Below are 22,320 nucleotides of genomic sequence, written 5' to 3' on the forward strand. Positions count from 1 at the left end.
GGCCCGGGACTTCGTTCACACTCTCGTCACGTCACCCTGCAATGATGAAGGGATGATCGAACCCGAGGTGCTCGACGCCGGCCTGGGCGATGCGGACGACGACGACTTCGACCTTTCCGAGGTCTTCGACTCGCAGCTTCCCGACCACCGCTACCTGGATCGCGAGCTGAGCTGGCTCGCGTTCAACCAGCGCGTGCTGGAGCTTGCCGAGGATCCCCATCTGCCGACGCTGGAACGGGCGAACTTCCTGGCGATCTTCGCCAGCAACCTCGACGAGTTCTTCATGGTGCGCGTGGCCGGCCTCAAGCGCCGCATCGTCACGGGCCTCGCCCTCCCGACGAACGTCGGGCGCTCCCCTGCAGACGTGCTCGCCGACATCTCGGCCGAGGCGCACAAGCTGCAGCTGCGGCACGCCGAGGCGTGGACCGCCCTCGTGAAGCCCGCCATGGCGGAGGCCGGGATCGAGGTCGTCTCCTACGAGTCGCTCGACCCCTCCGAGCGCGAGGCGCTGTACGACTACTTCCAGGCGCAGGTGTTCCCGGTCCTCATGCCGCTCGCGGTCGACCCGGCCCACCCGTTCCCGTACATCTCGGGCCTCTCGCTCAACCTCGCGATCCGCATCCGCAGCGCCCGCACCGGGCGTCAGGAGTTCGCTCGCCTCAAGGTGCCGCCGATGCTCCCGCGCTTCGTCGAGCTGCCGCCCGTCGAAGGCGCTGTGCGCTACCTGCCTCTCGAGGACCTCATCTCGAACCACCTCGACGATCTCTTCCCGGGGATGGAGGTGCTCGACCACCATGCCTTCCGCCTCACGCGCAACGAGGACGTCGTGATCGAGGAGGACGAGACCGAGAACCTCATCCAGGCGCTCGAGGCCGAGCTGCTGCGGCGGCGCTTCGGCCCGCCGATCCGTCTCGAGATCACCGACGACATGGACGACGTGACCCTCGACCTCCTCCTCAGGGAGCTCGACATCACGCAGCAGGAGGTCTACCGCCTCCCCGGCCCGCTCGACCTGCGCGGTCTCTTCGACCTCGCGCGCATCGACCGGCCCGACCTGCACTACAAGCCGCACCTGCCGACCACCGCGCTGGCCTTCCAGCCCGGCGACAACAACGAGCGCCCCGACATCTTCGCGTCGATCCGCAAGGGCGACGTGCTCGTGCACCATCCGTACGAGTCGTTCGCGACGAGCGTGCAGGCCTTCCTCGAGCAGGCAGCCAAGGATCCGCACGTCCTCGCCATCAAGCAGACGCTGTACCGCACGTCGGGCGACAGCCCCATCGTCGAGGCGCTGATCGACGCCGCTGAGGCGGGCAAGCAGGTGCTCGCGCTCGTCGAGATCAAGGCCCGCTTCGACGAGGCGAACAACATCGTGTGGGCGCGCAAGCTCGAGAAGGCCGGCGTGCACGTCGTGTACGGCCTGGTGGGCCTCAAGACCCACTGCAAACTCGCCCTCGTCATCCGCGAAGAGGGCGGTGTGCTGCGCAGCTACAGCCACATCGGCACGGGCAACTACAACCCCAAGACGAGCCGCATCTACGAGGACTTCGGCCTCTTCACCGCCGACGACCAGGTCGGTCGCGACCTCACCCGCCTGTTCAACGAGCTGAGCGGCTACGCGATCGAGAAGAAGTTCAAGCGCCTGCTCGTCGCGCCGCTGCACCTGCGCAAGGGCCTCCTCCGCCTCATCGACAAGGAGCGGCGCAACGCGCTGGCCGGCAAGCCCGCCAGCATCCGCATCAAGGTCAACTCGATGGTCGACGAGCAGATCATCGACTCCCTCTACCGGGCCAGCCAGGCCGGCGTGAAGGTGGAGGTCTGCGTCCGCGGCATCTGCTCGCTGAAGCCGGGCGTCGAGGGGATGAGCGAGAACATCACGGTGCGCTCGATCCTCGGCCGCTACCTGGAGCACTCGCGGATCTTCGTCTTCCACAACGACGGCGACCCCATCGTGTACATCGGCAGCGCCGACATGATGCACCGCAACCTCGACCGCCGCGTCGAGGCGCTGGTCCGCGTGTCGACGCCGGCGCACGTCAAGGAGATCAACGACCTCTTCACCCTGTCGATGAGCGACTCGACGAGCTCGTGGCACCTCGGTCCGGACGGCGAATGGGTGCGGCACAACGCGGACGAGGAGGGCAAGCCGCTCCTCGACCTCCAGGACCGCTCGATGGTCAATGTGCAGCGCCGCCGGCGGGCGCGGGCGGTGCGATGACCGAGACGGCCGTCTACGCGGCCGGGGGCGTCGTCTGGCGTGTCGTCGACGGCAAGCTGCGCGTGCTCCTGATCCACCGCACGAAGTACCGCGACCTCACCCTCCCCAAGGGCAAGGTCGACCCCGGCGAGATGCTCGCCGAGACCGCGGTGCGCGAGATCCACGAAGAGACCGGCATCCGGGTCGCCCTCGGCGTGCCGGTCGGGGTGTCGCGCTACCGGCTGCCCAGCAAGCGCACCAAGATCGTCCATTACTGGGCGGCTGAGGCGACGGATGCCGCGATCCGCGGTTCTGCGTTCGTGCCGAACAAGGAGATCGCCGCGATCGAATGGGTCTCGCCGAAGAAGGCACTCAAGCGGCTCAGCTACCCCGTCGACACCGAGATCATGGAGAACTTCCTGCGCCTGGTCGACGAGGGCGTGCTGCGCACGTTCCCGATCGTCGCCCTGCGGCACGCCAAGGCCGTCACCCGCGAGGAGTGGGAGGGGAAGGATGCCGCGCGGCCCCTGGCCGCGCGCGGGCGCCGGCAGGCGGCATCCATCGTCGGCCCCCTTCTCGCGTTCGGCGTCCGGCGGATCGTGTCGAGCCCGGCCGCCCGCTGCGTCAAGACCGTCGCACCGCTGTCGGCGGCCATCGGCCGCGAGATCGACACGACCAAGCTCATCAGCCAGGACGCGTGGGAGGACGGCAAGTCCGATGCCCGCACGGTGATCGGCGAACGGGTGCGCTCGCGCAAGCCGGCGGTGCTGTGCAGCCACGGGCCGGTCCTGCCCGACATCCTGAGCGAACTCGCCCTGGCGACGGGCACACTGCGCGGCTCGTACCTCGGCAGCGCGTCGGCACTCGAGCCGGCGGCGTTCTCGGTGGTGCACCTCTCGGTCGAGAACCCGGGCTCGGGCATCGTCACGATCGAGACGCACGAGCCGAAGGTGTGATGGCCCCCGCGCGGTCGATCGTCGACATCGCGTGGGTCGAGGTGCCACCCGGTGAGCCGCGGCGCGCGCACGCGTGGCGACTGGTGCGGACGATGCTGCCCGCCGACGCCGCACTGAGCAACCCGTGCCCGCGTTGCGGCGGACCGCACGGCGCGGTCGTGGTCGCGCACGTGCCGTTCCTCGCCGGTGTCACGTACGCGGGCGGGTATGCGATCGCGGCCGTGGCGGCGACGCAGGATGCTGCGGCCCTCGGCGTCGACGCCGAGCCCGAGCACGACGCGCGCCGCGACGCGGCCGGCATGTCCGGCGTGCTCGGCGACGACGAGGCGAGCGTCCGGGAGTGGATCCGCGTCGAGGCCGCGCTGAAGGCCGACGGCCGGGGACTGCGCGTGGAGCCCTCGACGGTGGTCGTCGCCCCGACCGCGGATGGCTGGACGGCGACCGTCCCCGACGGGGAGGTCTACGCAGGATGGGATGCGGCCGGGCCGCCGGGCATCCTCGTGAGCGTCGCGGTCCTCAGTCCCGGGAGCCAGGGAGTCTGAGCCACCGTCGCACCGCAGGTGCCGGCGGGCGGGGCGGCAGCGGCGGGAGCGGCGCGGCGTCGAGCCACGTCGCGAGGAGCTCGACCGCCGCCGGGCCGGCGACACGGGCGACGCAGTCGCGGAACGCCTCGGTGGTGGCGAGCGCGTGCCGGTGCTCGCGCACCCACGTGCGAAGGAGGTCGGCGAACACCTCCGCCCCGACCGCGCGGCGCAGCGCCTCCAGCGTGAGCGCGCCGCGCTTGTACACGCGGTCGTCGAACATGAGCACGGGGCCCGGGTCCGAGATGACGAGGTCCTGCGGCAGTGCCCGCAGACGCGCATGGTGCTGGTCGGCGAGCGTCGCGATGTCGTCGCCGCCGGAGGCCTCCGACCACAGCCACTCGGCGTAGCACGCGAATCCCTCGTTGAGCCAGATGTCTCGCCACCGCTCGACGCCCACGCTGTTGCCGAACCACTGGTGAGCGATCTCGTGCGGCACCAGGCGCGCGGCCTCCGGCTCGAAGTGGTTCGCGCCGAACACGACGAGTCCCTGCGCCTCGAGGGGGATCTCGAGGGGATCCGCGGTGACGACGACCGTGCAGTCCTCCTGCGGGTACGGCCCGAACGCCTCCTCGAAGCAGTCGAGGATGCGCGGCACGTCGGAGAACCACCGCCGGGCGGTGGTGACGAGCGGGGCCGGGGCCATCAGCCGCACGGGTCCGATCGCGCTCTCGCGGTAGGGGCCGATGTGGACGGCGGCGAGGTAGGTCGCCGTCGGCACCTCCGACACGAACTCCCAGCGGGTGAGCCCGCCGATGCGGACCGGCGGCCGCGGGACCCCGGTCGCCGCGACCGTGTACTCCGGATCGGTCGTGATCGCGATGCGGAACTTCGCCCGGTCGTCGGGGCGGTCGTTGCAGGGGAACCAGGTCGGCGCGCCGACCGGCTGCGACGCGACGAGCACGCCGTCCTCCAGCTCCTCCCACCCGATCGTGCCCCACCGCGAGCGCCGAGGCCGCGGTGCACCCGCGTAGCGCACTTCGATGGAGAACTCCTCGCCCACCTCCAGCGCTTGGGGCGGCGTGATGCGCAGGGCCGAGGCATCCTGTGCGAACTTCGTGCGCGCGTCGCCGTCCACCCGCACCCGCGACGCGCGCAGGCCGATCAGGTCGAGCCGCACCGAGCGCGTCCGCTGGGTCGCGACCGCGTTGACGAGCGCGGTGCCCTCGAGCCGGTTCGTGTGCACGCGGTAGCGCAGGTCGAGGTCGTACGAGACGACGTCGAACGAGGCGTCGCCGCTGCGCGGCGTGTACGGATCGGGGCCGATCACGACGTCGACTGGTACGCGCGCACCTTCACCGCACGCCACGGTCCGATCGGATTGCCGCTCCAGCGGGAGCCGACGGGCACGCTCTCGCCGCGCATCACGAGCGAGGCGGGGCCGACGGTCGCGTGGGCCCCGATCGAGGCGGCCGGAAGGATCACGCTGTGCGGTCCGAGCGTCGCACCGGGTTCGAGTTCGACGGTGTCCATGCTCATGATTCGATCATGGAACAGGTGCGTCTGCACGACGCATCCGCGGTTGACCGTGGATGCCTCACCCAGCGTCACGAGGTCGGGTTCGGGCAGCCAGTAGCTCTCGCACCACACGCCGCGCCCGATGCGGGCGCCGAGGCTGCGCAGCCACACGGCGAGCGCGGGCGTGCCGGCGGCGGCGCGCGCGAACCACGGGGCCGCGAGCATCTCGGTGAAGGTGTCCGACACCTCGGTGCGCCACACGAAGCTCGACCACAGCGGCTGCTCCCCCGCGCGGATCGGGCCGACGAACAGCCACTTGGCGGCGGTGGAGATGCCCGCCGCGACCGCGCCCGCGGCGAGGAGCACGAACCCCGACAGCAGGAAGGTGATCCACGGGCCGACGGTGTCGACGAGGGCGGCGAGGGCGAACAGCACGAGCAGGCCCAGGCCGCACGTGACGACGACGGGGATGAAGCGGCAGAGCTCCCACAGCGACCGCGCGACCCGCAGCGAAGTCGGCGGGTTGTACGTACGGCTCGCATCGCTCTCGTTCGGCTGCCGGCGCAGACGTGTGGCCGGCGAGCCGAGCCACGACGACCCGGCCTTCGCCTTCACCGGTGCGGCGGACAGCACGGCGACGAGGCCGTCCTTCGGCACCGTGTGACCGGGCGAGGCCATGCCGGAGTTGCCGAGGAACGCGCGCTTGCCGATGCGCACCTCGCCGAGGCGCAGCCATCCGCCGCGCATCTCGTACGAGGCGACCATCGTGTCGTCGGCGAGGAACGCGCCGTCCTCGATGCGGGTCATCGCCGGGATGAGGAGGACGGTGGATGCCTCGACGTCGTGTCCGACCCGCGCCCCGAGCAGGCGCAGCCACACCGGGGTGAACAGGCTCGAGTAGAGCGGGAAGAGGATCGTCCGCGCGGAGTCGAGGAGGCGTTCGGTGGTCCAGGCCTGCCACCCGATGCGGCTGCGCACGGCGTGCGTGCCCTCGTGGAGCCCGATCGCGGCGAGGCGGACGCCGAGCAGGACGGCGCCGGCATAGACGATCCCGGTCACGAGCACCGCGGGCACGAGCCACAGGAGCGCCGCGCCGAGGGCGCTGCCGAGGTCGGGAGCGCCGCGCATGCCGATCGCGAGGACCACGGCCCCGACGGCGAAACTCACGATGGGGAGGAGGCCCAGGGCCACGGCCGAGGCCGCGTACGCCCACAGCCACCGGCGCGCGGCTCGCGGGCGCTCGGTGGGCCACCCCTCGGACGTGCCGCCGACGCGCACGGCCGGCGAGCCGGCCCAGGACTGGTTCGCGCGCACGCGGCCGAAGACGGCGGAGCCCGGCGCGATCTCGGCGCGCTGGCCGATCCGCGTGCCGGGAGCGAGCGTGCTGCGCGTGCCGACGGTGGCGTCGGCGCCGATGCGCACCTCGCCGATGCGCACGAGATCGCCGTCGATCCAGTAGCCGCTGAGGTCGACCTCCGGCTCGATCGAGGCGCGATCCCCGATCTTCAGCATCCCCGTGATCGGCGGCAGCGTGTGCATGTCGACGTCCGCGCCGATGCGGGCGCCGAGCGCGCGCGCGTAGTACGAGACCCACGGCGCGCCGGCCAGCCCCACGGCGTCGACCTGATCCGAGATCTGCTCGGCGAGCCAGAGCCTCAGGTGCACCGAGCCGCCGCGCGGATAGTCCCCGGGACGCAGTCCCGCGAGGAGAAGGCGAGCGGATGCTGCGGCGATCGCCATGCGGCCGAACGGCGTGGCGAAGAGCACGAGGCCGATGATGAGCACCCACCACGGCGCCGAGGGCAGGGCCTCGAATCCGGGGAACAGCTGGAGGATGGCCCCGGCCGTCAGCAGATACAGGAGCCAGCGGACGCCCGAGAGGATGAACAGCGGGGCGCCGAGGAGCGACTGCACCCATTGCGTGGCACGGGGCGTGGGCTCCGGCATCCGGAATTCCCCTGCCTCCTCTCGCGAGAGGAACGGCTGCAGCGCCTTGGCCATCGCCCCGAGGCGGGGCACGTCGTAGATGTCGGCGACCGAGAAGTCGGGGACGCGCGCACGGATCCGCGAGACCAGCTGCGCCGCCGCGAGCGAGCCGCCGCCGAGGTCGAAGAAGTCGGCCTTGCGATCCGGGACCGGAAGGCCGAGGACCGCCTGCCACTGGTCGGCGAGCCATGCCTCGTCGGGGCTCAGGTCCGCGCGGGGGATGTCGAGGTCGGGCAGCGGCCACGGCAGGGCGGCGCGGTCGACCTTGCCGGAGGTGCGCACCGGCAGGTCGGGCACGACGGCGAGCAGCGGCATGACGCCCGCGGCCAGGCGTTCGGCGAGGTGGCCGCGGGCGGCGGCGCGGTCGAGCTCGCCGTCGACGACGAGGTAGCCCACGAGGACGGGGACGCCCGCGTCGCTCGTGCGCACGGCGGCGCTCGCGGCCGTCACCCCGGGAAGCTCCTGGAGCGCGTTCTCGACCTCGCCGAGCTCGATGCGCCGGCCGCCGACCTTGACCTGGTCGTCGGCACGGCCCTGGAAGAGGAGGCCTTCCGGCTCGTAGCGCACCAGGTCGCCCGAACGGTACGCCCGATCCCACCCCAGCGTCGGCATGGGCGCGTACTTCTCGAGGTCTTTGACCGGGTCGAGGTAGCGGGCGAGCCCGACGCCGCCGATGATCAGCTCGCCGAGTCCGCCGGGCTCGACCTGCCGATCGTCACCGTCCACGACGGCCAGCGCCCAGCCGTCGAGCGGGAGGCCGATGCGCACCGGACCTTCGCCGTCAAGGAGCGCCGCGCACGCGACCACGGTCGCCTCGGTCGGGCCGTACGTGTTCCAGACTTCCCGGCCGTCGGCGACGAGCCGCGCGACGAGCTCGGGCGGGCAGGCCTCGCCGCCGAAGATGAGGAGCCGCACGTTCTCGATCGCGTCTGCGGGCCACAGCGCTGCAAGCGTCGGCACGGTCGAGACCACCGAGATCGCCTGCCGGATGAGCCAGGGCGCCAGGTCCTCGCCCGAGCGCACCAGCGAGCGCGGCGCGGGCACGAGGCACGCGCCGTGGCGCCACGCGAGCCACATCTCCTCGCACGAGGCGTCGAAGGCGACGGACAGACCCGCCAGGACGCGGTCGCCCGGGCCGAGCGGTGCGCCCTGCAGGAAGAGTCGCGCTTCGGCGTCGACGAACGCGGCGGCGGAGCGATGCGAGACCGCCACTCCCTTGGGCACGCCCGTCGACCCCGAGGTGAAGATGATCCAGGCGTCGTCATCGATCGTCGGCGGCGGGACGGTGACGATCGCGTGCGTGCTCGGATGCGGCGCCGCCCCGCCGAACAGGGCGGCGGGCTCCTCGCCGGCCGCGCCGGCGGGCACGTAGGCGCCGCCCTCGCCGATCACGCCGTGGACGTGCGCCTCCCCGAACACGAGCCGTGCCCGCTCGTCGGAGTCGTCGGCATCAACCGGGACGTACGCCGCGCCGGCGGCGATGACGCCGAGGATCGAGATGTACAGCTCCTTCGAGCCGGAGGGCATCCGCACTCCGACCCGGTCGCCGCGTCGGACGCCCGCCTCGTGCAGGAGCGCGGCGGTGCGACCCACCCGCGCCATGAGCTCGCGATAGCTGAGTGCGCCCGAGCCGTCGTCGAGTGCGGAGGCCTCCGGCGTGCGCTGCACGGTGGCGCGGAGGATGTCGAGCAGCGTGCGCGGCTCCGGTGCCGCGTCGATGCGATCCAGCGGTGCCGGCACGGCCGGGGGCGAATCGATCGAGCTCACGTCAGGACAGCAGGGTGATCAGTTCGGCCTTGGTGAGCCGCGAGTAGCCGGTCCGGCCCGCGGCACGGGCGCGCTCGCGCAGCTGCGCGACGGTGAGCGTGGCGAGATCAGACGAGGTGGATGCTGCGGCAGCAGCGGTCGGCTTGACCGCGGGCTTCGGCGCACGCGGGGCGCGGGTGCGGGTCGTGGCGGGCTTCGCGGGTGCCTTCGGCGCGGCAGCGGGCGCCTTCGGAGCGGCAGCGGGTGCCTTCGGGGCAGCAGCGGGCGCATCTTCTGCCGCCGTCGACTCCGCTACGGCGGGGGCTTCCGCGACGACGGCTGCTGCGGCCGTGGGCTCGGGCGCCACGGTGGCGGCAGCATCCGTGTCCGCCTCACCGGTGGTGAGCTCCGCCTCGAGGACGCGGTCGGCCTCGAGCGCCTCCTGCTCGGCCTTGGCGGCGGCGCGCTCGGCCTTCGCGGCGGCCTTCTTCAGCGCCTTCGCCTCGGCGGCACGCGACTTCGCCTCTTCGGCCGCCTTCGCCGCCTCGGCGGCAGCGCGCTCGGCCTCCGCGCGCAGGCGCGCCTTCTTCTCGGCTTTCACGACCGCGGCACGGGTGGCCTTGCGGACGCGATCCTCGGCGCGGTGCGCCTTCTTCGCCACCTTGCGCGGGTTCTTGCGGATCGCCTTCTTCGACACGTCGACGTCGTCGACGGTCTCGGCCGCGACCTCACGCAGCTTCTTCGCACTCTTCGCAGGGAGGGTCTTGGCGACCCGGCGGGCCTTCTTCGCGGCGGACTCCGCGTCGTCGATCGCGTCGAGGGCCTTGCGCTGTGCTTTGGTGGTCTTGCTCATGCGAGGAACCTTAGCGGGCGCCGGTGAACGGCCGGGGCTTCGTGTCGCGGAATTCCGCGGGAACGCGCCGCCGCGTGTCAATGCCGATGCATGGATGTCGGCATCCCGTTCACCTTCCGTTCACCCGCACAGCGCAGTCTCTTAAGAGTCCGAGCCTACGTTTCAGAGCGAACCCCGCACCGGGTTCGACCCGAAGGCCGTTTCGGCCTGTTTCCCTGACACGTGAAGGATTCACACAGTGAAGATCTCTCGCATCGCCCAGGTGGGCGCTGTCGCCGCAGTCGCGGCTCTCGCTCTCGCCGGCTGCGCCTCGAACGAGACCCCCGGCGGCACCGCCGACGAGACCACGGCCGCGTCGGACCTCTCTGGCGAGATCTCGGGCGGCGGCGCGTCGTCGCAGGAGGTCGCGGTCCAGGCCTGGACCGCCGGCTTCCAGACGGCGAACCCCGACGTCACCATCAACTACGACCCGGCCGGCTCCGGCGCGGGCCGCGAGTCGTTCCAGGCGGGCGCCTTCCCGTTCGCGGGTTCGGACCGCGCGTTCAAGGTCGAGGAGATCGAGGCCGGCCCGTTCGACTCGTGCGTCGACGGCTCGGGCATCATCGAGCTGCCGACCTACATCTCGCCGATCGCGATCATCTTCAACGTCGAGGGCGTGGACTCGCTCAACCTCGATGCCGCGACCGCCGCGGGCCTGTTCGCGGGCACGATCACCAACTGGAACGACCCGGCGATCGCCGCGCTCAACCCCGACGCGACGCTTCCCGACCTGGCCGTGACGCCGGTGCACCGCGCCGACGACTCGGGCACCACCGAGAACTTCACCGACTACCTCTTCCAGACCGCCGGTGACGTGTGGACCTACGAGCCCGACGGCGTGTGGCCGTCGACGCCGGTCGCCGGTGAGGCCGCGCAGGGCACCTCGGGTGTCGTCTCGGCCGTCGCGGGCGGCAACGGCACCATCGGCTACGCCGACGCGTCGCGCGCTGCCGAAGAGGGCCTCTCGACCGCCGCCATCCAGGTCGGCGACGAATTCGTCGAGTACTCGCCCGAGGCCGCTGCCGCGATCGTCGACGAGTCGCCGTTCGAAGAAGGCCGTGGCGAGGGCGACCTCGCGATCGCCCTGGAGCGCACCTCGGACGCCGCCGGCGTGTACCCGATCGTCCTCGTCAGCTACATGATCGCGTGCCAGGAGTACGCGGACGCCGCCGTCGCGCCGATCGTCAAGGGCTACCTCCAGTACGTCGCCAGCGCCGAGGGCCAGGACGCGGCTGCCGCCGCCGCCGGCAACGCGCCGATCTCCGACACGCTGCGCGAGCAGGTCAACGCCGCGATCGACCTGATCGTCGTCGAGTAAGACCCCGATACCCGGCCCGGTCGCACGACGACCGGGCCGGGTATCACCCTGAGACCCGAATCCAGAAGGACACCATGACCACGACGACCGCCCCCGCGACGGGCAAGGTCAAGCAGCGGCCAGGCGACCGCTGGTTCTCGGGAACCGCGCTCGGCGCCGGTGTGATGATCCTCGTCACGCTCGCCGCCGTCGCGATCTTCCTCATCATCCAGTCGATCCCGGGCCTCACCGCCACGAGCGAGACCGCCAGCATCCTCACCGGGAACTTCTGGGAGTACGTCTGGCCGCTCGCGTTCGGCACCGTGTGGGCGTCGTTCCTGGCGCTCCTGATGGCCGTCCCCCTCGCGGTGGCGGTCGCCCTCTTCATCTCGCACTACGCACCGCGCCGCCTCGCGCAGGGTCTCGGCTACATCGTCGACCTGCTCGCGGCGGTGCCCTCCGTCGTCTTCGGCCTCTGGGGCATCCTCGTGCTCGCCCCCGCCGTGCAGCCGGTCTACGCCTGGCTCAACGCCAACATGGGGTGGTTCCCGCTCTTCAGCGGCACCGTCTCGAGCACGGGACGCACGATCTTCACCGCCGCGATCGTCCTCGCGGTCATGGTGGTGCCGATCATCACGGCCATCTGCCGCGAGATCTTCCTCCAGACCCCGGTCCTCCACGAGGAGGCCGCCCTCGCCCTCGGTGCGACGCGCTGGGAGATGGTCCGCATGGCCGTGTTCCCCTTCGGCCGCAGCGGCATCGTGTCGGCCTCCATGCTCGGCCTCGGACGCGCGCTCGGAGAGACGATGGCGGTCGCCATGGTGCTCTCGGTGGCCAACGTCGTCACCTTCCAGCTCTTCACCTCGGAGAACCCTGGCACGATCCCCGCGAACATCGCGCTGACGTTCCCCGAGGCCTACGGCCTCAACATCAACGTCCTCATCGCGACGGGCCTCATCCTCTTCATCGTCACCTTCGCCGTCAACGCCATCGCCCGATGGATCGTCAGCCGGCGCAAGGAATTCTCGGGAGCGAACTGACATGACCGTGACGACCGCTCCTCCTCAGCCTCCTCAGGCGACCGCGCCGGTGCGCGAGACGCCCCGCCTGACCAGCGGCCACCTGCCCGTCTGGGCGCCGTGGGCCATCCTCATCGGCAGCCTCGTGGCCAGCGGCATGCTGTTCGCGATCGTCGCGATGGGATCCGGCGAGGGCTTCAACCTGGCCGGCTGGGCCGTCGTGGCCGGCCTGCTGTACCTGGTGCTCATCACGGTGATCTCGTCGCTCGTCGAGGGTCGCCGCAAGGGCGTCGACCGCCTCGTGACCGGTGTGGTGGCGATCGCGTTCCTCATCGCGATGGTCCCCCTCGTGTCGGTGGCCATCACCGTCGTCGTCAACGGCGTCGCGGGCCTGTCGGCCGAGTTCTTCACGTCGTCCATGCGCAACGTGGTCGGCGAAGGTGGCGGTGCGCTGCACGCGATCGTCGGCACCGTGCTCATCACGCTCGCGGCCGCCGTCATCTCGATCCCGATCGGCATCTTCACCGCCATCTACCTCGTCGAGTACGGGCGTGGCGGGCGTCTGAGCCGCGGCATCACCTTCCTCGTCGACGTCATGACGGGCATCCCGTCGATCGTCGCCGGTCTGTTCGCCTACGCGGTCTTCGCCCTGATCTTCGGTCCCGGCATCCGTATGGGCATCATGGGCTCCATCGCCCTCTCGGTGCTGATGATCCCGGTCGTCGTCCGCTCCACCGAGGAGATGCTGCGACTGGTGCCGAACGAGCTGCGCGAGGCGTCCTACGCGCTCGGCGTGCCGAAGTGGCGCACGATCTCGAAGGTCGTGCTGCCCACCTCGATCGCCGGCATCACGACGGGCGTCATGCTCTCGATCTCCCGCGTCATCGGCGAGACCGCGCCGCTGCTGCTGACGGCGGGCGTCGCGACCTCGATGAACTACAACCTGTTCGAGGGCCGCATGATGACGCTCCCGGTGTTCGCGTACTCGCAGTACATGAACCAGGGCATCCCGGCGCAGGCCTACATCGACCGCGCCTGGGCCGCCGCGTTCATCCTCATCATCCTTGTGATGCTCCTCAACCTCATCGCGCGCATCGTCGCGAAGGTCTTCTCGCCGAAGCTCGGCCGCTGAGCGTCCTCACCCGAAAGAATCGACAGGAACCATGTCCAAGAGCATCGAAGTCAACGACCTCAACGTCTACTACAGCGACTTCCTGGCCGTCGAGGGAGTCTCGCTCGACATCGAGCCGCGCAGCGTCACCGCCTTCATCGGCCCCTCGGGCTGTGGCAAGTCGACGTTCCTGCGCACCTTGAACCGCATGCACGAAGTGATCCCCGGCGCCCGCGTCGAGGGTGAGGTGCTGCTCGACGGCGACAACCTCTACGGCGCCAACGTCGACCCGGTGCTCGTGCGCCGTCAGGTCGGCATGGTGTTCCAGCGCCCCAACCCGTTCCCCACGATGTCCATCAAGGAGAACGTGCTCGCGGGCGTGAAGCTCAACAACAAGAAGATGTCGAAGTCCGACTCCGAGGCGCTCGTCGAGAAGTCGCTGAAGGGCGCCAACCTCTGGAACGAGGTCAAGGACCGTCTCGACAAGCCGGGTTCGGGCCTGTCGGGCGGCCAGCAGCAGCGTCTGTGCATCGCGCGCGCGATCGCCGTCTCGCCGGAGGTCATCCTCATGGACGAGCCGTGCTCGGCGCTCGACCCGATCTCGACGTACGCCATCGAGGAGCTGATCGGCGAGCTGAAGAACGACTATACGGTCGTCATCGTCACGCACAACATGCAGCAGGCCTCGCGCGTGAGCGATAAGACGGCCTTCTTCAACATCGCGGGCACCGGCAAGCCGGGCAAGCTCATCGAGTACGACGAGACCAAGACGATCTTCACGACGCCCTCGGTCCAGGCCACCGAGGACTACGTCTCGGGCCGCTTCGGATAAGCCCGTCCGACTCCACGAAGCCCCTCGCCGCATGGCGGGGGGCTTCGTCGTCATACGGGGGCGGTCGCCAGGGCGAAGAGCGTCTCGACCAGCGGGCGCGGGTCTGCCGCGGCATCCCACCCGCTCGACACGAGCTGCTGGTAGCCGATGACCGCCGAGACGACGATGACCGCGCGCCGCCGGGCTTCGCGACCAGGAACGCCGGATGCCTCGAGCAGGCCGGTCAGGTACGACACGCGCCGCTCGGTGACGGCCTCGACGATGTCGCGCACATCCGCCGCGGCCGCGTCGGCGTAGAGCGTCCGCTCGCCCGAACGCTCCCCCGTACGGTGCGCGATGATCTCGAGCAGCGCGGAGAGGCGGGACTGCGGATCGGAGATCGTCTCGACCTCGGCGATCAGCGCCTCGGTCTCGCGGTCGCGCCACGTCTCGAGCACCGCATCGACGAGCGCCTGCCGGTCGGCGAAGTGCCAGTAGAACGACCCCTTCGTCGTGCCGAGCTCCCGCGCCGTCGGCTCGACGGCGACCGCGCGGATCCCGTCGTCGCTGAATCGCCGGTACGCCGCGTCGACCCAGTCCGCTCGGGTGAACCTTGCCATGTCCGTACGGTACCGTATAGTTTTCTCCACAGGACCATACGTCGGCGTATGGTCGCGAGGAGCTTCGTATGAGAGAACCCGCCTTCTGGTCGCTCGCCCTGGTCGACATCGCGGATCCCGACTACACCCAGGTGTGGGTCGACGTGCTGCCGGCGCACGCCTCGGCCGATCCGTCGGCGTGGGCGCGCAACCTGCTGTCGACGTCGGCCCTCCCCCGCTGGATCGCGCTCGCGCTGGCCGGGCTCGCTGCCCTGCGTCGCCGCCCCGCGCGCTGCGACCGCCTGCATGTGAGCCGTGTCGAGGGCGACGAAGCGCTCGTCGCCGTGAACGCGCGCCGCCTCGACGTGCGCGTCGGGGTGGGCGTCGACGAGCAGAGTTCACTCGTGCGCGTGGTCGCCGCGATGCGCTTCAAGGGCGCCGGAGGACGCCTCGCGTCGCTGCCCGTGCGCGCCGGTCTCGCACTGCTCGCGCGCGGCATGATCGCCCGCGCGCGCCGCGACATGTCGGGCGTGACGAGGTGAGCGCAGGGCTCAGTCGCGTGGGCTCAGCAGATAGCGGTTGAAGGATGCCGTGAGCTCCGCGTCCAGCGGGACCTCGACGCCGTCGATCGCCGTGATCGGAGCGGCGAGCCGCACGCTGGACACCAGCCACGCAGCATCCGCTTCACTGAGCGCGCTCGTCGGAAGCACCTCGTAGCCGGTCTCGTGCCCCTGTGCTTCGAGGTGCGCGAACAGGCTCAGCTGCGTCGTGCCGTGGAGGATGCCGCCGTTGGGCGCCGGGGTGACGAAGCGCCCGTCGAGGCGGAGGATGAGCGACGCCGTGGGCGCCTCGAGCACGAAGCCGTCGGACGTGACGAACACGGCATCGTCGGCGCCGCGCCGCTTCGCCTCGCGGATCGCGGCCATGTTGACGGCGTACGACAGGGTCTTGGCACCTAGGAGCAGCCACGGCGCACGCGCGGGGGTGTCGATGCCGTAGCCGCGGTCCATCGTGACGACCCGGATGCCCTTCTCGCGGGCGGTCGAGTTGTCTGCGGCGGCCGTCGCGGTCACCCACGCGGTGGGCGCGGGGCCGTGCTCCACGCCGCGGCTCAGGATGAGCTTGATGACGCCCTCCCCCTCGCTCGGCGAGTGCTGGGCGGCGACGGCGACGGCCTGACGCCACTGCTCGAGGTTCGGGGCGGGGAGGTCGCAGATCTGCGCGGAGTGCGCGAGTCGTTCGAGGTGCGCCTCGGTCTCCTGCGCGTGCCCGTCGACGACCCCGATCGACTCGAAGATGCCGTCGCCGCGCTGCGTGCTCAGCTCGCCGACGCTGAGCGCCGGGGCGGACGGGTCGATCACGCGGAACGAATCGGCGAAATCGGGACGAGGATCATCGGATGCCGCGGGCTCGATCACGAGCGCGAAACGCAGGGCCATGCCCCCGAGCTTAGGCGTTCGGGAATGCCACACCCTCGGACTCGGTTACACTGGATCGGCCGGGCCGCAGTAACCCCGGGCTCCAAAATTTGCCGCTTCGAGCGGCACCGCGCCGAGAGGCGTTCTGCGGCCCGGCACTTTCATGCCCGGATGGATTTCGGCGACTCGCCAAAGAACTGAGCAATCGCCGCGCATTCTGGCGAGTCGCCGCAAACTGCGCGCATCGCCGCGAAACCGAATTTTGGCGACTCGCCAGAAAACCGAGCGATCGCCGCGCATTCTGGCGAGTCGCCGAATTCGGCGCGGGGGTCGGCGGACTCGGGCAGCGAGGTGTGTCAGCTCAGGGCGTCGCGGCGCCAGAGAGCCGCGCAGGCCGTGAGGTCGGCGGCGTAGTCCGAGAGCCGCAGGGCGCGGGTGGTGAAGGTCGACGCACGCTCGGGCTCGGTCGTCTCGTAGTCGTCGGCGACGTGCGTGGCGCCGGACGCCTGCACGCGGCAGAACGCGGCAGCGCGGTCGAGCGCGACGGCGAAATCGCCCTCGAAGAGCCCGCGCAGGATGGTGTCGACCAGCGCGACGAGCTCCTCCGGCCCCGCGGGTGACGGAGCGCCCGCCACCACGTCGTCGGCGGAGCGGAGCTCGGCACGGCCGCGCTCGTAGAGGAGCGCGGCCGTGCGCGGGTCGTCGTGGATCATGAGCTGCACGAGGTACAGCCGCCACAGGGCGCCCGGAAGCGTCTTCGCAGGCGATCGCGACCACAGCTCGGCGAGGTCGTCGATGCCGTGCTCGTCGGTGAAGGCGACGAGCCGGTCGACGACCGTGCCGTCGGGGTCGGCCCGCACGCGGGCGAGCAGGGCATGCGCGGTCGTGTGCGCGACGCGGGAGACCTCGGCCGGGTCCTCGGCGGGGAACAGCCGGTCGAAGAGTTCGGCCGGTCGGCGGACGGGCTTGTGGAACTCCCTGGACGAGTCGCTCATTCCGTCCAGGCTACTCGCCGCCACGAGCACGGGCTCGCGCTGCATGGCGGCGACCCACGGCAGGCACACGTCGCGCGCCCGTCTCAGACCTGGTTGAGGCGGATGTGGTTGCCCGCCGGGTCGCGGAAGGCGGCGTCGCGCGGACCCCAGCCCTGCTCCTTGGGCTCCTGCAGTACCTCGGCGCCGAAGGCGCGCAGCTTCTCGAAGGTGGCGTCGAGGTCGGACGTGGTGAACACGTAGGGTCCGGGGCCCGAGCCCTTCACGACGAGGCGCTGCAGCGCGTCGCCGTCCTCGGGCGAGCGGCCCGCGGTCGGGTCCGAGACCACGAGCGAGAGGCCGGGCTGACCGGGGAACCCGAAGCTCACCCAGCGGTGGCCGTCGTAGGCGACGTCGTTCACGACCTCGAGGCCGAGTCCGTCGCGGTAGAAGGGGATGGCGGCGTCGACGTCGTCGACGGTGATGGGGCTGTACGCCAGGGCGATGTTCGTCATGGCTGCCACGCTACGGCGACGCCGCCCCGTGCGCTTCTCCGATCCTGCTCGGTTCCGATTCAGGCGTAGCGGGTCGGGCGTGTGAGGATCTTCGCGACGCAGAGCGGCATCGCCTCGGCGGCGTCATGCGGGCGGGACCGGTACGAGCTCGGCGTCTCGCCCACGATCTCGGTGAACGTCGAACTGAATGAGCCCAGGGACGTCGCGCCGACGGCGGTGCAGGCATCCGTCACCGACATGCCTTCGCGCAAGAGCGCCATGGCGCGCTCGATGCGCCGGGTCATCAGGTACGCATAGGGCGTCTCACCGTACGCGGCCTTGAACTCGCGCGAGAAGTGCGCGGGCGACATGAGCGCCTTCGTCGCCATCGTCGGCACGTCCAGCGGCTGCGCGTAGTCGCGATCCATGAGGTCGCGCGCGCGGCGCAGGTGCGCGAGCGTCTGGGTCGTCTGGGGGACGGATGCCACGGCCTCACGCTACCCGGATCGGAGGCGTCTCGCCGCGCTTCGACGAGCTCCCGCGAACGGGCGCACGTCGCCGGCGTCAGGCCGTGGGGATCGTCACGATCGGGTCGGACGACGGCTCCCCCGTCGGCGAACCGCCCTGGGGTTCGATCGTCACCGCGATCACGTCGCCGGGTTCCATCGCGCCCTCGAGCAGTGCGGTCGTCGTCCCGTCCGTCGGCTCGAAGACCCCTGCGGGGACCGCGGCGCCGTCGCGGACGAACCAGAGCTCGAAGCTCTCGTCGTCGGCGATCTGCGGCAGTCCCTGCGACACCACGACGACTTTGCCCACGGACTCCGACCAGTGCGCCGTCGAGGTGCCGCCGTCCGCGACCTCGACCGTCGCCGACCGGGCGTCGGGGGCGTCTTCGATCTGCTGCAGCGCCACGACCTCCGGCGGCCGGTTCATGTACTCGTTGATCTGCACGGCCCCGAGTCCGAGCGCGACGAGCAGCACCAGGGAGGCGGCGAGCGTCAGGATTCCCCGGGTCCAGCGACGGCGCGACACCGCCTGGATCACCGCCGTAGGCGGGGGCGGCTCGACCGGCGGCTCATCGCCGCGCCGATCCGGGTCGGGCGGCGGGGCCGGCGCCCAGCGGTCGACAGGGTCGGCCGTCGCGGCCACCGCCGCATCCATGGCCGGCAGCTGCGGAGTCGTCGCGATCCGCGAGAGCAGCGTGGAGCGCAGCGTCAGCGGAGGCACGGCGTCGGAGACGGTGTCGGCGAGCGCCGCGGCGGTGGCGGCATCCGTCTCGATCCAGTGGTCCCATTCGGGGTGCTCGCGGCGCGCCGCCTCGAAGGCCGCGCGGTCGGCGGGCGACAGCGCGTTCAGCGCAGCGCCTGCGGCGAGCTCGGCGAACTCCTGCTCATCCATCACGTGGTCACCCCCATCTCGGCCCTCAGGCGGGACAGGCCGTCCCGCATCCTCGTCTTGATCGTCCCCAGCGGCGCCCCCACCAGGGCCGCGATCTCGCTCTGACTGTAACCCCCGTAGTACGCGAGGGTGAGCGCCTCCCGCTGGGCGTCGGGAAGCCCCGACAGCGCCGCCGCCACCTTCTCCCCCTCGATGCGGAGCTCGACCTGCTCCGCGACCCCGTCGTGGGCGACGTCGAGGTCTCGGAACCCCGCGCGCACGTCGCGATCGGTGCTCGCCTGCGACGACCTCACGCGGTCGACGGCTCGGCGGTGCGCGATCGTCAGCACCCATGATCTTCCCTGACCTCTGTTCGGAGCGAACCGCGCAGCGGATTGCCACACCTCGAGGAAGACCTCCTGCAGCACCTCCTCGCTCTGCGCACGGTCGACGAGCACACGGAGGATCAGGCCGAAGACGCGGGGCGAGAGCATGTCGTAGACGCGGGCGAATGCCGCCTGGTCGCCACCGGCGGCACGCTGCAGCAGCTCCCCGATGTGGTCGACGGGTTCGGTGCCGTCTTCGGGCACGTCGATTCCATCGATCACCATGTCCACCAGCATGCCTTACGCACCTCCCTCCGACCCGGCGTGGCCTCACCCGAAGATGAACGAGTACACTTCCACCCCCGGCGACACCTCGGGCGTCTCGCGGTCCCCACGCGCCGACTGCGCACCGCCGGCCCGCTGACCGATGACGATGAGCTCCATGCGTCCCCCTCGTGCGTCCCAGGTTGTTCGCACCTGCCTCGCGTTCGGATTGCCGCGACCGGAGACGGATGCTGCGACCCAGGGCCGCAGCATCCGTTTCATCCGATCTGCAATCCGATGCGGCGACCCCTCCGAACAGTCCGTGTAGCCGCCTCCGCGGCACGCTCCCCGCACCGGGGACACGCAGAACGCGGTCCGAGGACCGCATAGAGGAGGAAGACATGTCTCGCATCACCGGGAAGCGCGTTTCGGCAGGGCTGATGCTCGCCGTCGCCGCGACGTTCGCGCTGTCCGCCTGTTCGATGGGCGGATCGACAGCAGAGCCGACGACCGAACCTTCGACGTCGACGCCCTCGATGGAGGCGAGCGAGGAGCCGATGACGACCGATCCCGCCGCCGACCTGGTCGGCCCCGGCTGCGCGGCGTACGCCGAAGCCGTGCCGGACGGCGACGGCTCGATCGAAGGCATGTCGGCCGATCCGGTCGCGATCGCGGCATCCAACAATCCGATGCTGACGACGCTGACGGCCGCCGTGAGCGGACAGCTCAATCCCGACGTGAACCTCGTCGACACGCTGAACGGCGACGAGTTCACCGTGTTCGCGCCGGTGGACGACGCGTTCGCGATGATCGACCCCGCCACCATCGAGTCACTGAAGACCGACAGCGCGACGCTGACGTCGATCCTCACCTACCACGTGGTGCCGGGCCGGATCGAGCCGGCCGACATCGCGGGCACCCACACCACGGTGCAGGGTTCCGACCTCGAGGTCACGGGCGAGGGAGACATGTGGAAGGTCAATGACGCCAACGTGATCTGCGGCGGCGTGCAGACCGCCAACGCCACCGTGTACCTCATCGACGCGGTCCTGATGCCTCCGGCTCAGTGACCGGTGCCGGCCTCGGCCGGCCATGCGGGGGCGGCGCGGCCGCCGGCGCCTGCGAGGTGCGCCGGCGGCCGCGCTGCACGCGTTTGCACGTCGGGCAAGGCTCGTCAACCCCTCCACCCGCGGGAAGGGCAGTCCGTACCGTGGAATCAGGCCCGATGCGGTGCCGGAGGGGTGCGCGCATCGGGTGGGAGGACATGTGACTGACCTGCTCGCGTCCGGAGAACTCGCCACGGGCGAGCTCTTGGACGGGCGCTACCTGCTGCGGGAACGCATCGGAGAGGGCGGCATGGCGAGGGTGTATCGCGCCGACGACACCCATCTCCAGCGTCCGGTCGCCGTGAAGGTGTTCCGTGAGCCGACCGACGCGATCGGCTCCGTCGAGCGCGCACTGTCGGAGACGACGCTCCTCGCCTCCCTCAGCCACCATTCGCTCGTCACCGTGTTCGATGCCCGTGTCGGCACGGATGAGACCAGCTACCTGGTCATGGAACTCGTCGACGGCATCACTCTGCGCGACCTGATCGCACGAGGGCCGGTCGATCCGCGCGTGGTCGCCTCGGTCGCGATCGACATCGCGGAAGGACTCCACGTGGCGCACGACCACGGCGTCGTGCACCGCGACATCAAGCCGTCCAACGTGCTCTTGTGGTCTTCCCCGCGACCGGGGTGGGAGTGGCGGGCGAAGCTGGCCGACTTCGGCATCGCCTACCTGATGGACTCGGCTCGTGTCACGACCCCCGGTGTCATCGTCGGCACGATGGCATACGTCGCGCCGGAGCAGGCGCGCGGCATCGTTCCGGCACCGCCCGCCGACATCTACGCCTTCGGCCTCCTCCTGATCGAGGCGCTCACCGGCGAACGCCCGTTCGGCGAGGCCGAGGGCATCGGGACGGTCATGGCGCGCCTGTCGGCGGCCCCGAAGATCCCGGAGTCCCTCCATCCGGCATGGCAGGGGCTGATCCGTGGAATGACGGCGATCCGCCCCGACGACCGGCCCACGGCGCTCGAGATCGTCGCCACGGCGTCACGCCTGGCAGCGATGGAGAACACGCTCGCGCGTGAGAACGCCGACCCGTCGACCGCGCCGATCGCGGCTCCTGTTGCGACGCCTGCCACAGGCCCGACGCAAGTGTTTCCCCAGCCGACACCCTCATCGCCTCCCGTCGCGCCCGGCGCGCTCCGCCGCGACGCCCGCGTGTCCGCCCTCGGCCTGGGGACCTCCGCGGAGACGGATGCTGCGGCAGCCCCCGTCCTCCCCCTCGTCCCGGACGAGGAGCGTCGCCCCTCGCGTCGTGCGCTGGTGATCGGGGCAGTGCTCGCGGCGGTCCTCGCTGTCGGGCTGGCCCTGGGGACGCTCTGGCTGGCGAACAGCTGGGCTGCGGAGCCCGAGCCCGCGCCGACGTCCCCCGTCGAGCAGGTTCCGCCGGCACCGACGGAGGACGCTCCGGTCGAGCAGGCCCCGGCGAACGCGCCTGCAGACCAGGCCCCTGCGGAAGAGGTCCCGCCGGCCGATACGGGCGGAGGCGGTGGCGGCAACAGCGGCCCCGGCAACAACAACGGCAACGGAAACGGCAACGGCAACGGCCCCGGCAGCAACAGCGGCAAGGGCAACGGCAACGGGAATCGCTGACCGCACGAAGCGGCACCGCGTGGCCAGTAGGCTTGTCGTCGAGGGCCTCTAGCTCAGTCGGTAGAGCATCGGACTTTTAATCCGCGGGTCGTGGGTTCGAGCCCCACGGGGCCCACT

At 71.0% G+C, this 22,320-nt stretch carries 21 protein-coding genes and 1 tRNA gene; 11 read left to right on the plus strand and 11 right to left on the minus strand.

Annotated elements, in window-relative coordinates; all coding sequences use genetic code 11:
• Positions 1 to 52: 52 nt before the first annotated feature.
• Genes ACFVSU_RS20080 through ACFVSU_RS20090 form a run of 3 tightly spaced genes read left to right on the plus strand, consistent with a single transcriptional unit; the run spans position 53 to position 3,695 of the window.
• Complete coding sequence (locus ACFVSU_RS20080; protein ID WP_387147172.1) at positions 53 to 2,218, plus strand: RNA degradosome polyphosphate kinase; 2,166 nt, start codon at positions 53 to 55, stop codon at positions 2,216 to 2,218.
• Positions 2,215 to 3,153 carry an NUDIX domain-containing protein gene (locus ACFVSU_RS20085; protein ID WP_387147175.1) on the plus strand — a complete coding sequence of 313 codons (939 nt, stop codon included), beginning with the start codon at positions 2,215 to 2,217 and terminating at the stop codon, positions 3,151 to 3,153. Before ACFVSU_RS20080 ends, ACFVSU_RS20085 begins: the two co-directional genes overlap by 4 nt.
• Positions 3,153 to 3,695 carry a chemotaxis protein CheY gene (locus tag ACFVSU_RS20090; RefSeq protein ID WP_387147178.1) on the plus strand — a complete coding sequence of 181 codons (543 nt, stop codon included), beginning with the start codon at positions 3,153 to 3,155 and terminating at the stop codon, positions 3,693 to 3,695. The genes ACFVSU_RS20085 and ACFVSU_RS20090 overlap by 1 nt, the downstream gene beginning before the upstream one ends.
• Here the strand turns inward: ACFVSU_RS20090 and ACFVSU_RS20095 are convergent.
• From ACFVSU_RS20095 to ACFVSU_RS20105, 3 genes are read right to left on the minus strand one after another with little or no spacing between them, the layout of a single operon-like run.
• A complete protein-coding gene (locus ACFVSU_RS20095) occupies positions 3,670 to 5,004 on the minus strand; it encodes a M1 family metallopeptidase (protein WP_387147181.1) in 1,335 nt (444 codons plus the stop codon). The genes ACFVSU_RS20090 and ACFVSU_RS20095 overlap by 26 nt on opposite strands.
• The gene (locus ACFVSU_RS20100; RefSeq protein ID WP_387147185.1) at positions 5,001 to 8,945 is read right to left on the minus strand and encodes a Pls/PosA family non-ribosomal peptide synthetase; all 3,945 of its coding nucleotides are present in this window, start codon (positions 8,943 to 8,945) and stop codon (positions 5,001 to 5,003) included. The genes ACFVSU_RS20095 and ACFVSU_RS20100 overlap by 4 nt, the downstream gene beginning before the upstream one ends.
• 1 nt (position 8,946) lies before the next feature.
• Positions 8,947 to 9,777, minus strand: a complete 831-nt coding sequence (locus ACFVSU_RS20105; RefSeq protein WP_387147187.1) for a hypothetical protein — start codon at positions 9,775 to 9,777, stop codon at positions 8,947 to 8,949.
• Between the two features lie 238 nt (positions 9,778 to 10,015).
• On the opposite strand from ACFVSU_RS20105, the gene pstS reads away from it, so the two are divergent.
• From pstS to pstB, 4 genes are all read left to right on the plus strand, one after another.
• Positions 10,016 to 11,134, plus strand: coding sequence for a phosphate ABC transporter substrate-binding protein PstS (gene pstS / locus ACFVSU_RS20110; protein ID WP_387147189.1), 1,119 nt, complete (start codon positions 10,016 to 10,018; stop codon positions 11,132 to 11,134).
• A 74-nt stretch (positions 11,135 to 11,208) separates the two neighbouring features.
• Positions 11,209 to 12,153, plus strand: coding sequence for a phosphate ABC transporter permease subunit PstC (gene pstC / locus ACFVSU_RS20115; protein WP_387147192.1), 945 nt, complete (start codon positions 11,209 to 11,211; stop codon positions 12,151 to 12,153).
• A gap of 1 nt (position 12,154) precedes the next feature.
• Positions 12,155 to 13,264, plus strand: coding sequence for a phosphate ABC transporter permease PstA (gene pstA, locus ACFVSU_RS20120; protein WP_387147195.1), 1,110 nt, complete (start codon positions 12,155 to 12,157; stop codon positions 13,262 to 13,264).
• Between the two features lie 31 nt (positions 13,265 to 13,295).
• On the plus strand, positions 13,296 to 14,075 hold the full coding sequence (pstB, locus tag ACFVSU_RS20125; RefSeq protein ID WP_387147198.1) for a phosphate ABC transporter ATP-binding protein PstB: 780 nt from the start codon (positions 13,296 to 13,298) through the stop codon (positions 14,073 to 14,075).
• Between the two features lie 50 nt (positions 14,076 to 14,125).
• Here pstB and ACFVSU_RS20130 read toward each other — a convergent pair whose 3' ends face one another.
• Complete coding sequence (locus tag ACFVSU_RS20130; RefSeq protein ID WP_387147201.1) at positions 14,126 to 14,674, minus strand: TetR/AcrR family transcriptional regulator; 549 nt, start codon at positions 14,672 to 14,674, stop codon at positions 14,126 to 14,128.
• 68 nt (positions 14,675 to 14,742) lie between these two features.
• On the opposite strand from ACFVSU_RS20130, the gene ACFVSU_RS20135 reads away from it, so the two are divergent.
• On the plus strand, positions 14,743 to 15,195 hold the full coding sequence (locus tag ACFVSU_RS20135) for a hypothetical protein (RefSeq protein ID WP_387147204.1): 453 nt from the start codon (positions 14,743 to 14,745) through the stop codon (positions 15,193 to 15,195).
• 9 nt (positions 15,196 to 15,204) lie between these two features.
• On the opposite strand, the gene ACFVSU_RS20140 is transcribed toward ACFVSU_RS20135, so the two are convergent.
• The 7 genes from ACFVSU_RS20140 to ACFVSU_RS20170 all read right to left on the minus strand — a co-directional run bounded on the left by ACFVSU_RS20140 (position 15,205) and on the right by ACFVSU_RS20170 (position 19,776).
• The gene (locus ACFVSU_RS20140; RefSeq protein ID WP_387147207.1) at positions 15,205 to 16,092 is read right to left on the minus strand and encodes an aminodeoxychorismate lyase; all 888 of its coding nucleotides are present in this window, start codon (positions 16,090 to 16,092) and stop codon (positions 15,205 to 15,207) included.
• 335 nt (positions 16,093 to 16,427) lie between these two features.
• Positions 16,428 to 17,066, minus strand: a complete 639-nt coding sequence (locus tag ACFVSU_RS20145) for a DNA-directed RNA polymerase subunit beta (RefSeq protein ID WP_387147210.1) — start codon at positions 17,064 to 17,066, stop codon at positions 16,428 to 16,430.
• An 83-nt stretch (positions 17,067 to 17,149) separates the two neighbouring features.
• Entirely contained in the window at positions 17,150 to 17,557 is a 408-nt protein-coding gene (locus ACFVSU_RS20150; RefSeq protein WP_056369457.1) for a VOC family protein, read from the minus strand.
• Between the two features lie 59 nt (positions 17,558 to 17,616).
• Entirely contained in the window at positions 17,617 to 17,964 is a 348-nt protein-coding gene (locus ACFVSU_RS20155) for a helix-turn-helix transcriptional regulator (RefSeq protein WP_045298308.1), read from the minus strand.
• A gap of 136 nt (positions 17,965 to 18,100) precedes the next feature.
• Complete coding sequence (locus tag ACFVSU_RS20160; protein ID WP_387147397.1) at positions 18,101 to 18,934, minus strand: anti-sigma factor domain-containing protein; 834 nt, start codon at positions 18,932 to 18,934, stop codon at positions 18,101 to 18,103.
• Positions 18,934 to 19,536: an ECF RNA polymerase sigma factor SigK gene (gene sigK / locus ACFVSU_RS20165; RefSeq protein WP_387147215.1), complete on the minus strand. Its 603-nt coding sequence runs from the start codon at positions 19,534 to 19,536 to the stop codon at positions 18,934 to 18,936. Before sigK ends, ACFVSU_RS20160 begins: the two co-directional genes overlap by 1 nt.
• Positions 19,537 to 19,569: 33 nt before the next feature.
• Positions 19,570 to 19,776: a hypothetical protein gene (locus ACFVSU_RS20170; protein ID WP_387147218.1), complete on the minus strand. Its 207-nt coding sequence runs from the start codon at positions 19,774 to 19,776 to the stop codon at positions 19,570 to 19,572.
• Between the two features lie 128 nt (positions 19,777 to 19,904).
• On the opposite strand from ACFVSU_RS20170, the gene ACFVSU_RS20175 reads away from it, so the two are divergent.
• The 3 genes from ACFVSU_RS20175 to ACFVSU_RS20185 all read left to right on the plus strand — a co-directional run bounded on the left by ACFVSU_RS20175 (position 19,905) and on the right by ACFVSU_RS20185 (position 22,318).
• Positions 19,905 to 20,573, plus strand: coding sequence for a fasciclin domain-containing protein (locus ACFVSU_RS20175; RefSeq protein ID WP_387147221.1), 669 nt, complete (start codon positions 19,905 to 19,907; stop codon positions 20,571 to 20,573).
• A gap of 196 nt (positions 20,574 to 20,769) precedes the next feature.
• On the plus strand, positions 20,770 to 22,203 hold the full coding sequence (locus tag ACFVSU_RS20180) for a protein kinase (protein ID WP_387147224.1): 1,434 nt from the start codon (positions 20,770 to 20,772) through the stop codon (positions 22,201 to 22,203).
• Positions 22,204 to 22,245: 42 nt separating this feature from the next.
• A tRNA-Lys gene (locus ACFVSU_RS20185) sits at positions 22,246 to 22,318 on the plus strand.
• Positions 22,319 to 22,320: the final 2 nt, after the last annotated feature.

Origin of the sequence: Microbacterium sp. NPDC058062 (assembly GCF_042885375.1) — a bacterium.
Lineage (GTDB): Bacteria > Actinomycetota > Actinomycetes > Actinomycetales > Microbacteriaceae > Microbacterium > Microbacterium trichothecenolyticum_C.

What these genes read in the sequence shown, in the direction of transcription:
- ACFVSU_RS20170 (WP_387147218.1), bottom strand. Translation starts at nt 19,776, where the DNA reads ATGCTGCGGCCCTGGGTCGCAGCATCCGTCTCCGGTCGCGGCAATCCG.
- ACFVSU_RS20130 (WP_387147201.1), bottom strand. Translation starts at nt 14,674, where the DNA reads ATGGCAAGGTTCACCCGAGCGGACTGGGTCGACGCGGCGTACCGGCGA.
- ACFVSU_RS20175 (WP_387147221.1), top strand. Translation starts at nt 19,905, where the DNA reads ATGTCTCGCATCACCGGGAAGCGCGTTTCGGCAGGGCTGATGCTCGCC.
- ACFVSU_RS20145 (WP_387147210.1), bottom strand. Translation starts at nt 17,066, where the DNA reads ATGAGCGACTCGTCCAGGGAGTTCCACAAGCCCGTCCGCCGACCGGCC.
- ACFVSU_RS20080 (WP_387147172.1), top strand. Translation starts at nt 53, where the DNA reads ATGATCGAACCCGAGGTGCTCGACGCCGGCCTGGGCGATGCGGACGAC.
- ACFVSU_RS20150 (WP_056369457.1), bottom strand. Translation starts at nt 17,557, where the DNA reads ATGACGAACATCGCCCTGGCGTACAGCCCCATCACCGTCGACGACGTC.
- ACFVSU_RS20155 (WP_045298308.1), bottom strand. Translation starts at nt 17,964, where the DNA reads ATGGATCGCGACTACGCGCAGCCGCTGGACGTGCCGACGATGGCGACG.
- ACFVSU_RS20135 (WP_387147204.1), top strand. Translation starts at nt 14,743, where the DNA reads ATGAGAGAACCCGCCTTCTGGTCGCTCGCCCTGGTCGACATCGCGGAT.
- sigK (WP_387147215.1), bottom strand. Translation starts at nt 19,536, where the DNA reads ATGCTGGTGGACATGGTGATCGATGGAATCGACGTGCCCGAAGACGGC.
- ACFVSU_RS20140 (WP_387147207.1), bottom strand. Translation starts at nt 16,092, where the DNA reads ATGGCCCTGCGTTTCGCGCTCGTGATCGAGCCCGCGGCATCCGATGAT.
- ACFVSU_RS20085 (WP_387147175.1), top strand. Translation starts at nt 2,215, where the DNA reads ATGACCGAGACGGCCGTCTACGCGGCCGGGGGCGTCGTCTGGCGTGTC.
- pstB (WP_387147198.1), top strand. Translation starts at nt 13,296, where the DNA reads ATGTCCAAGAGCATCGAAGTCAACGACCTCAACGTCTACTACAGCGAC.
- pstA (WP_387147195.1), top strand. Translation starts at nt 12,155, where the DNA reads ATGACCGTGACGACCGCTCCTCCTCAGCCTCCTCAGGCGACCGCGCCG.
- ACFVSU_RS20105 (WP_387147187.1), bottom strand. Translation starts at nt 9,777, where the DNA reads ATGAGCAAGACCACCAAAGCACAGCGCAAGGCCCTCGACGCGATCGAC.
- ACFVSU_RS20160 (WP_387147397.1), bottom strand. Translation starts at nt 18,934, where the DNA reads ATGGATGAGCAGGAGTTCGCCGAGCTCGCCGCAGGCGCTGCGCTGAAC.
- ACFVSU_RS20090 (WP_387147178.1), top strand. Translation starts at nt 3,153, where the DNA reads ATGGCCCCCGCGCGGTCGATCGTCGACATCGCGTGGGTCGAGGTGCCA.
- pstC (WP_387147192.1), top strand. Translation starts at nt 11,209, where the DNA reads ATGACCACGACGACCGCCCCCGCGACGGGCAAGGTCAAGCAGCGGCCA.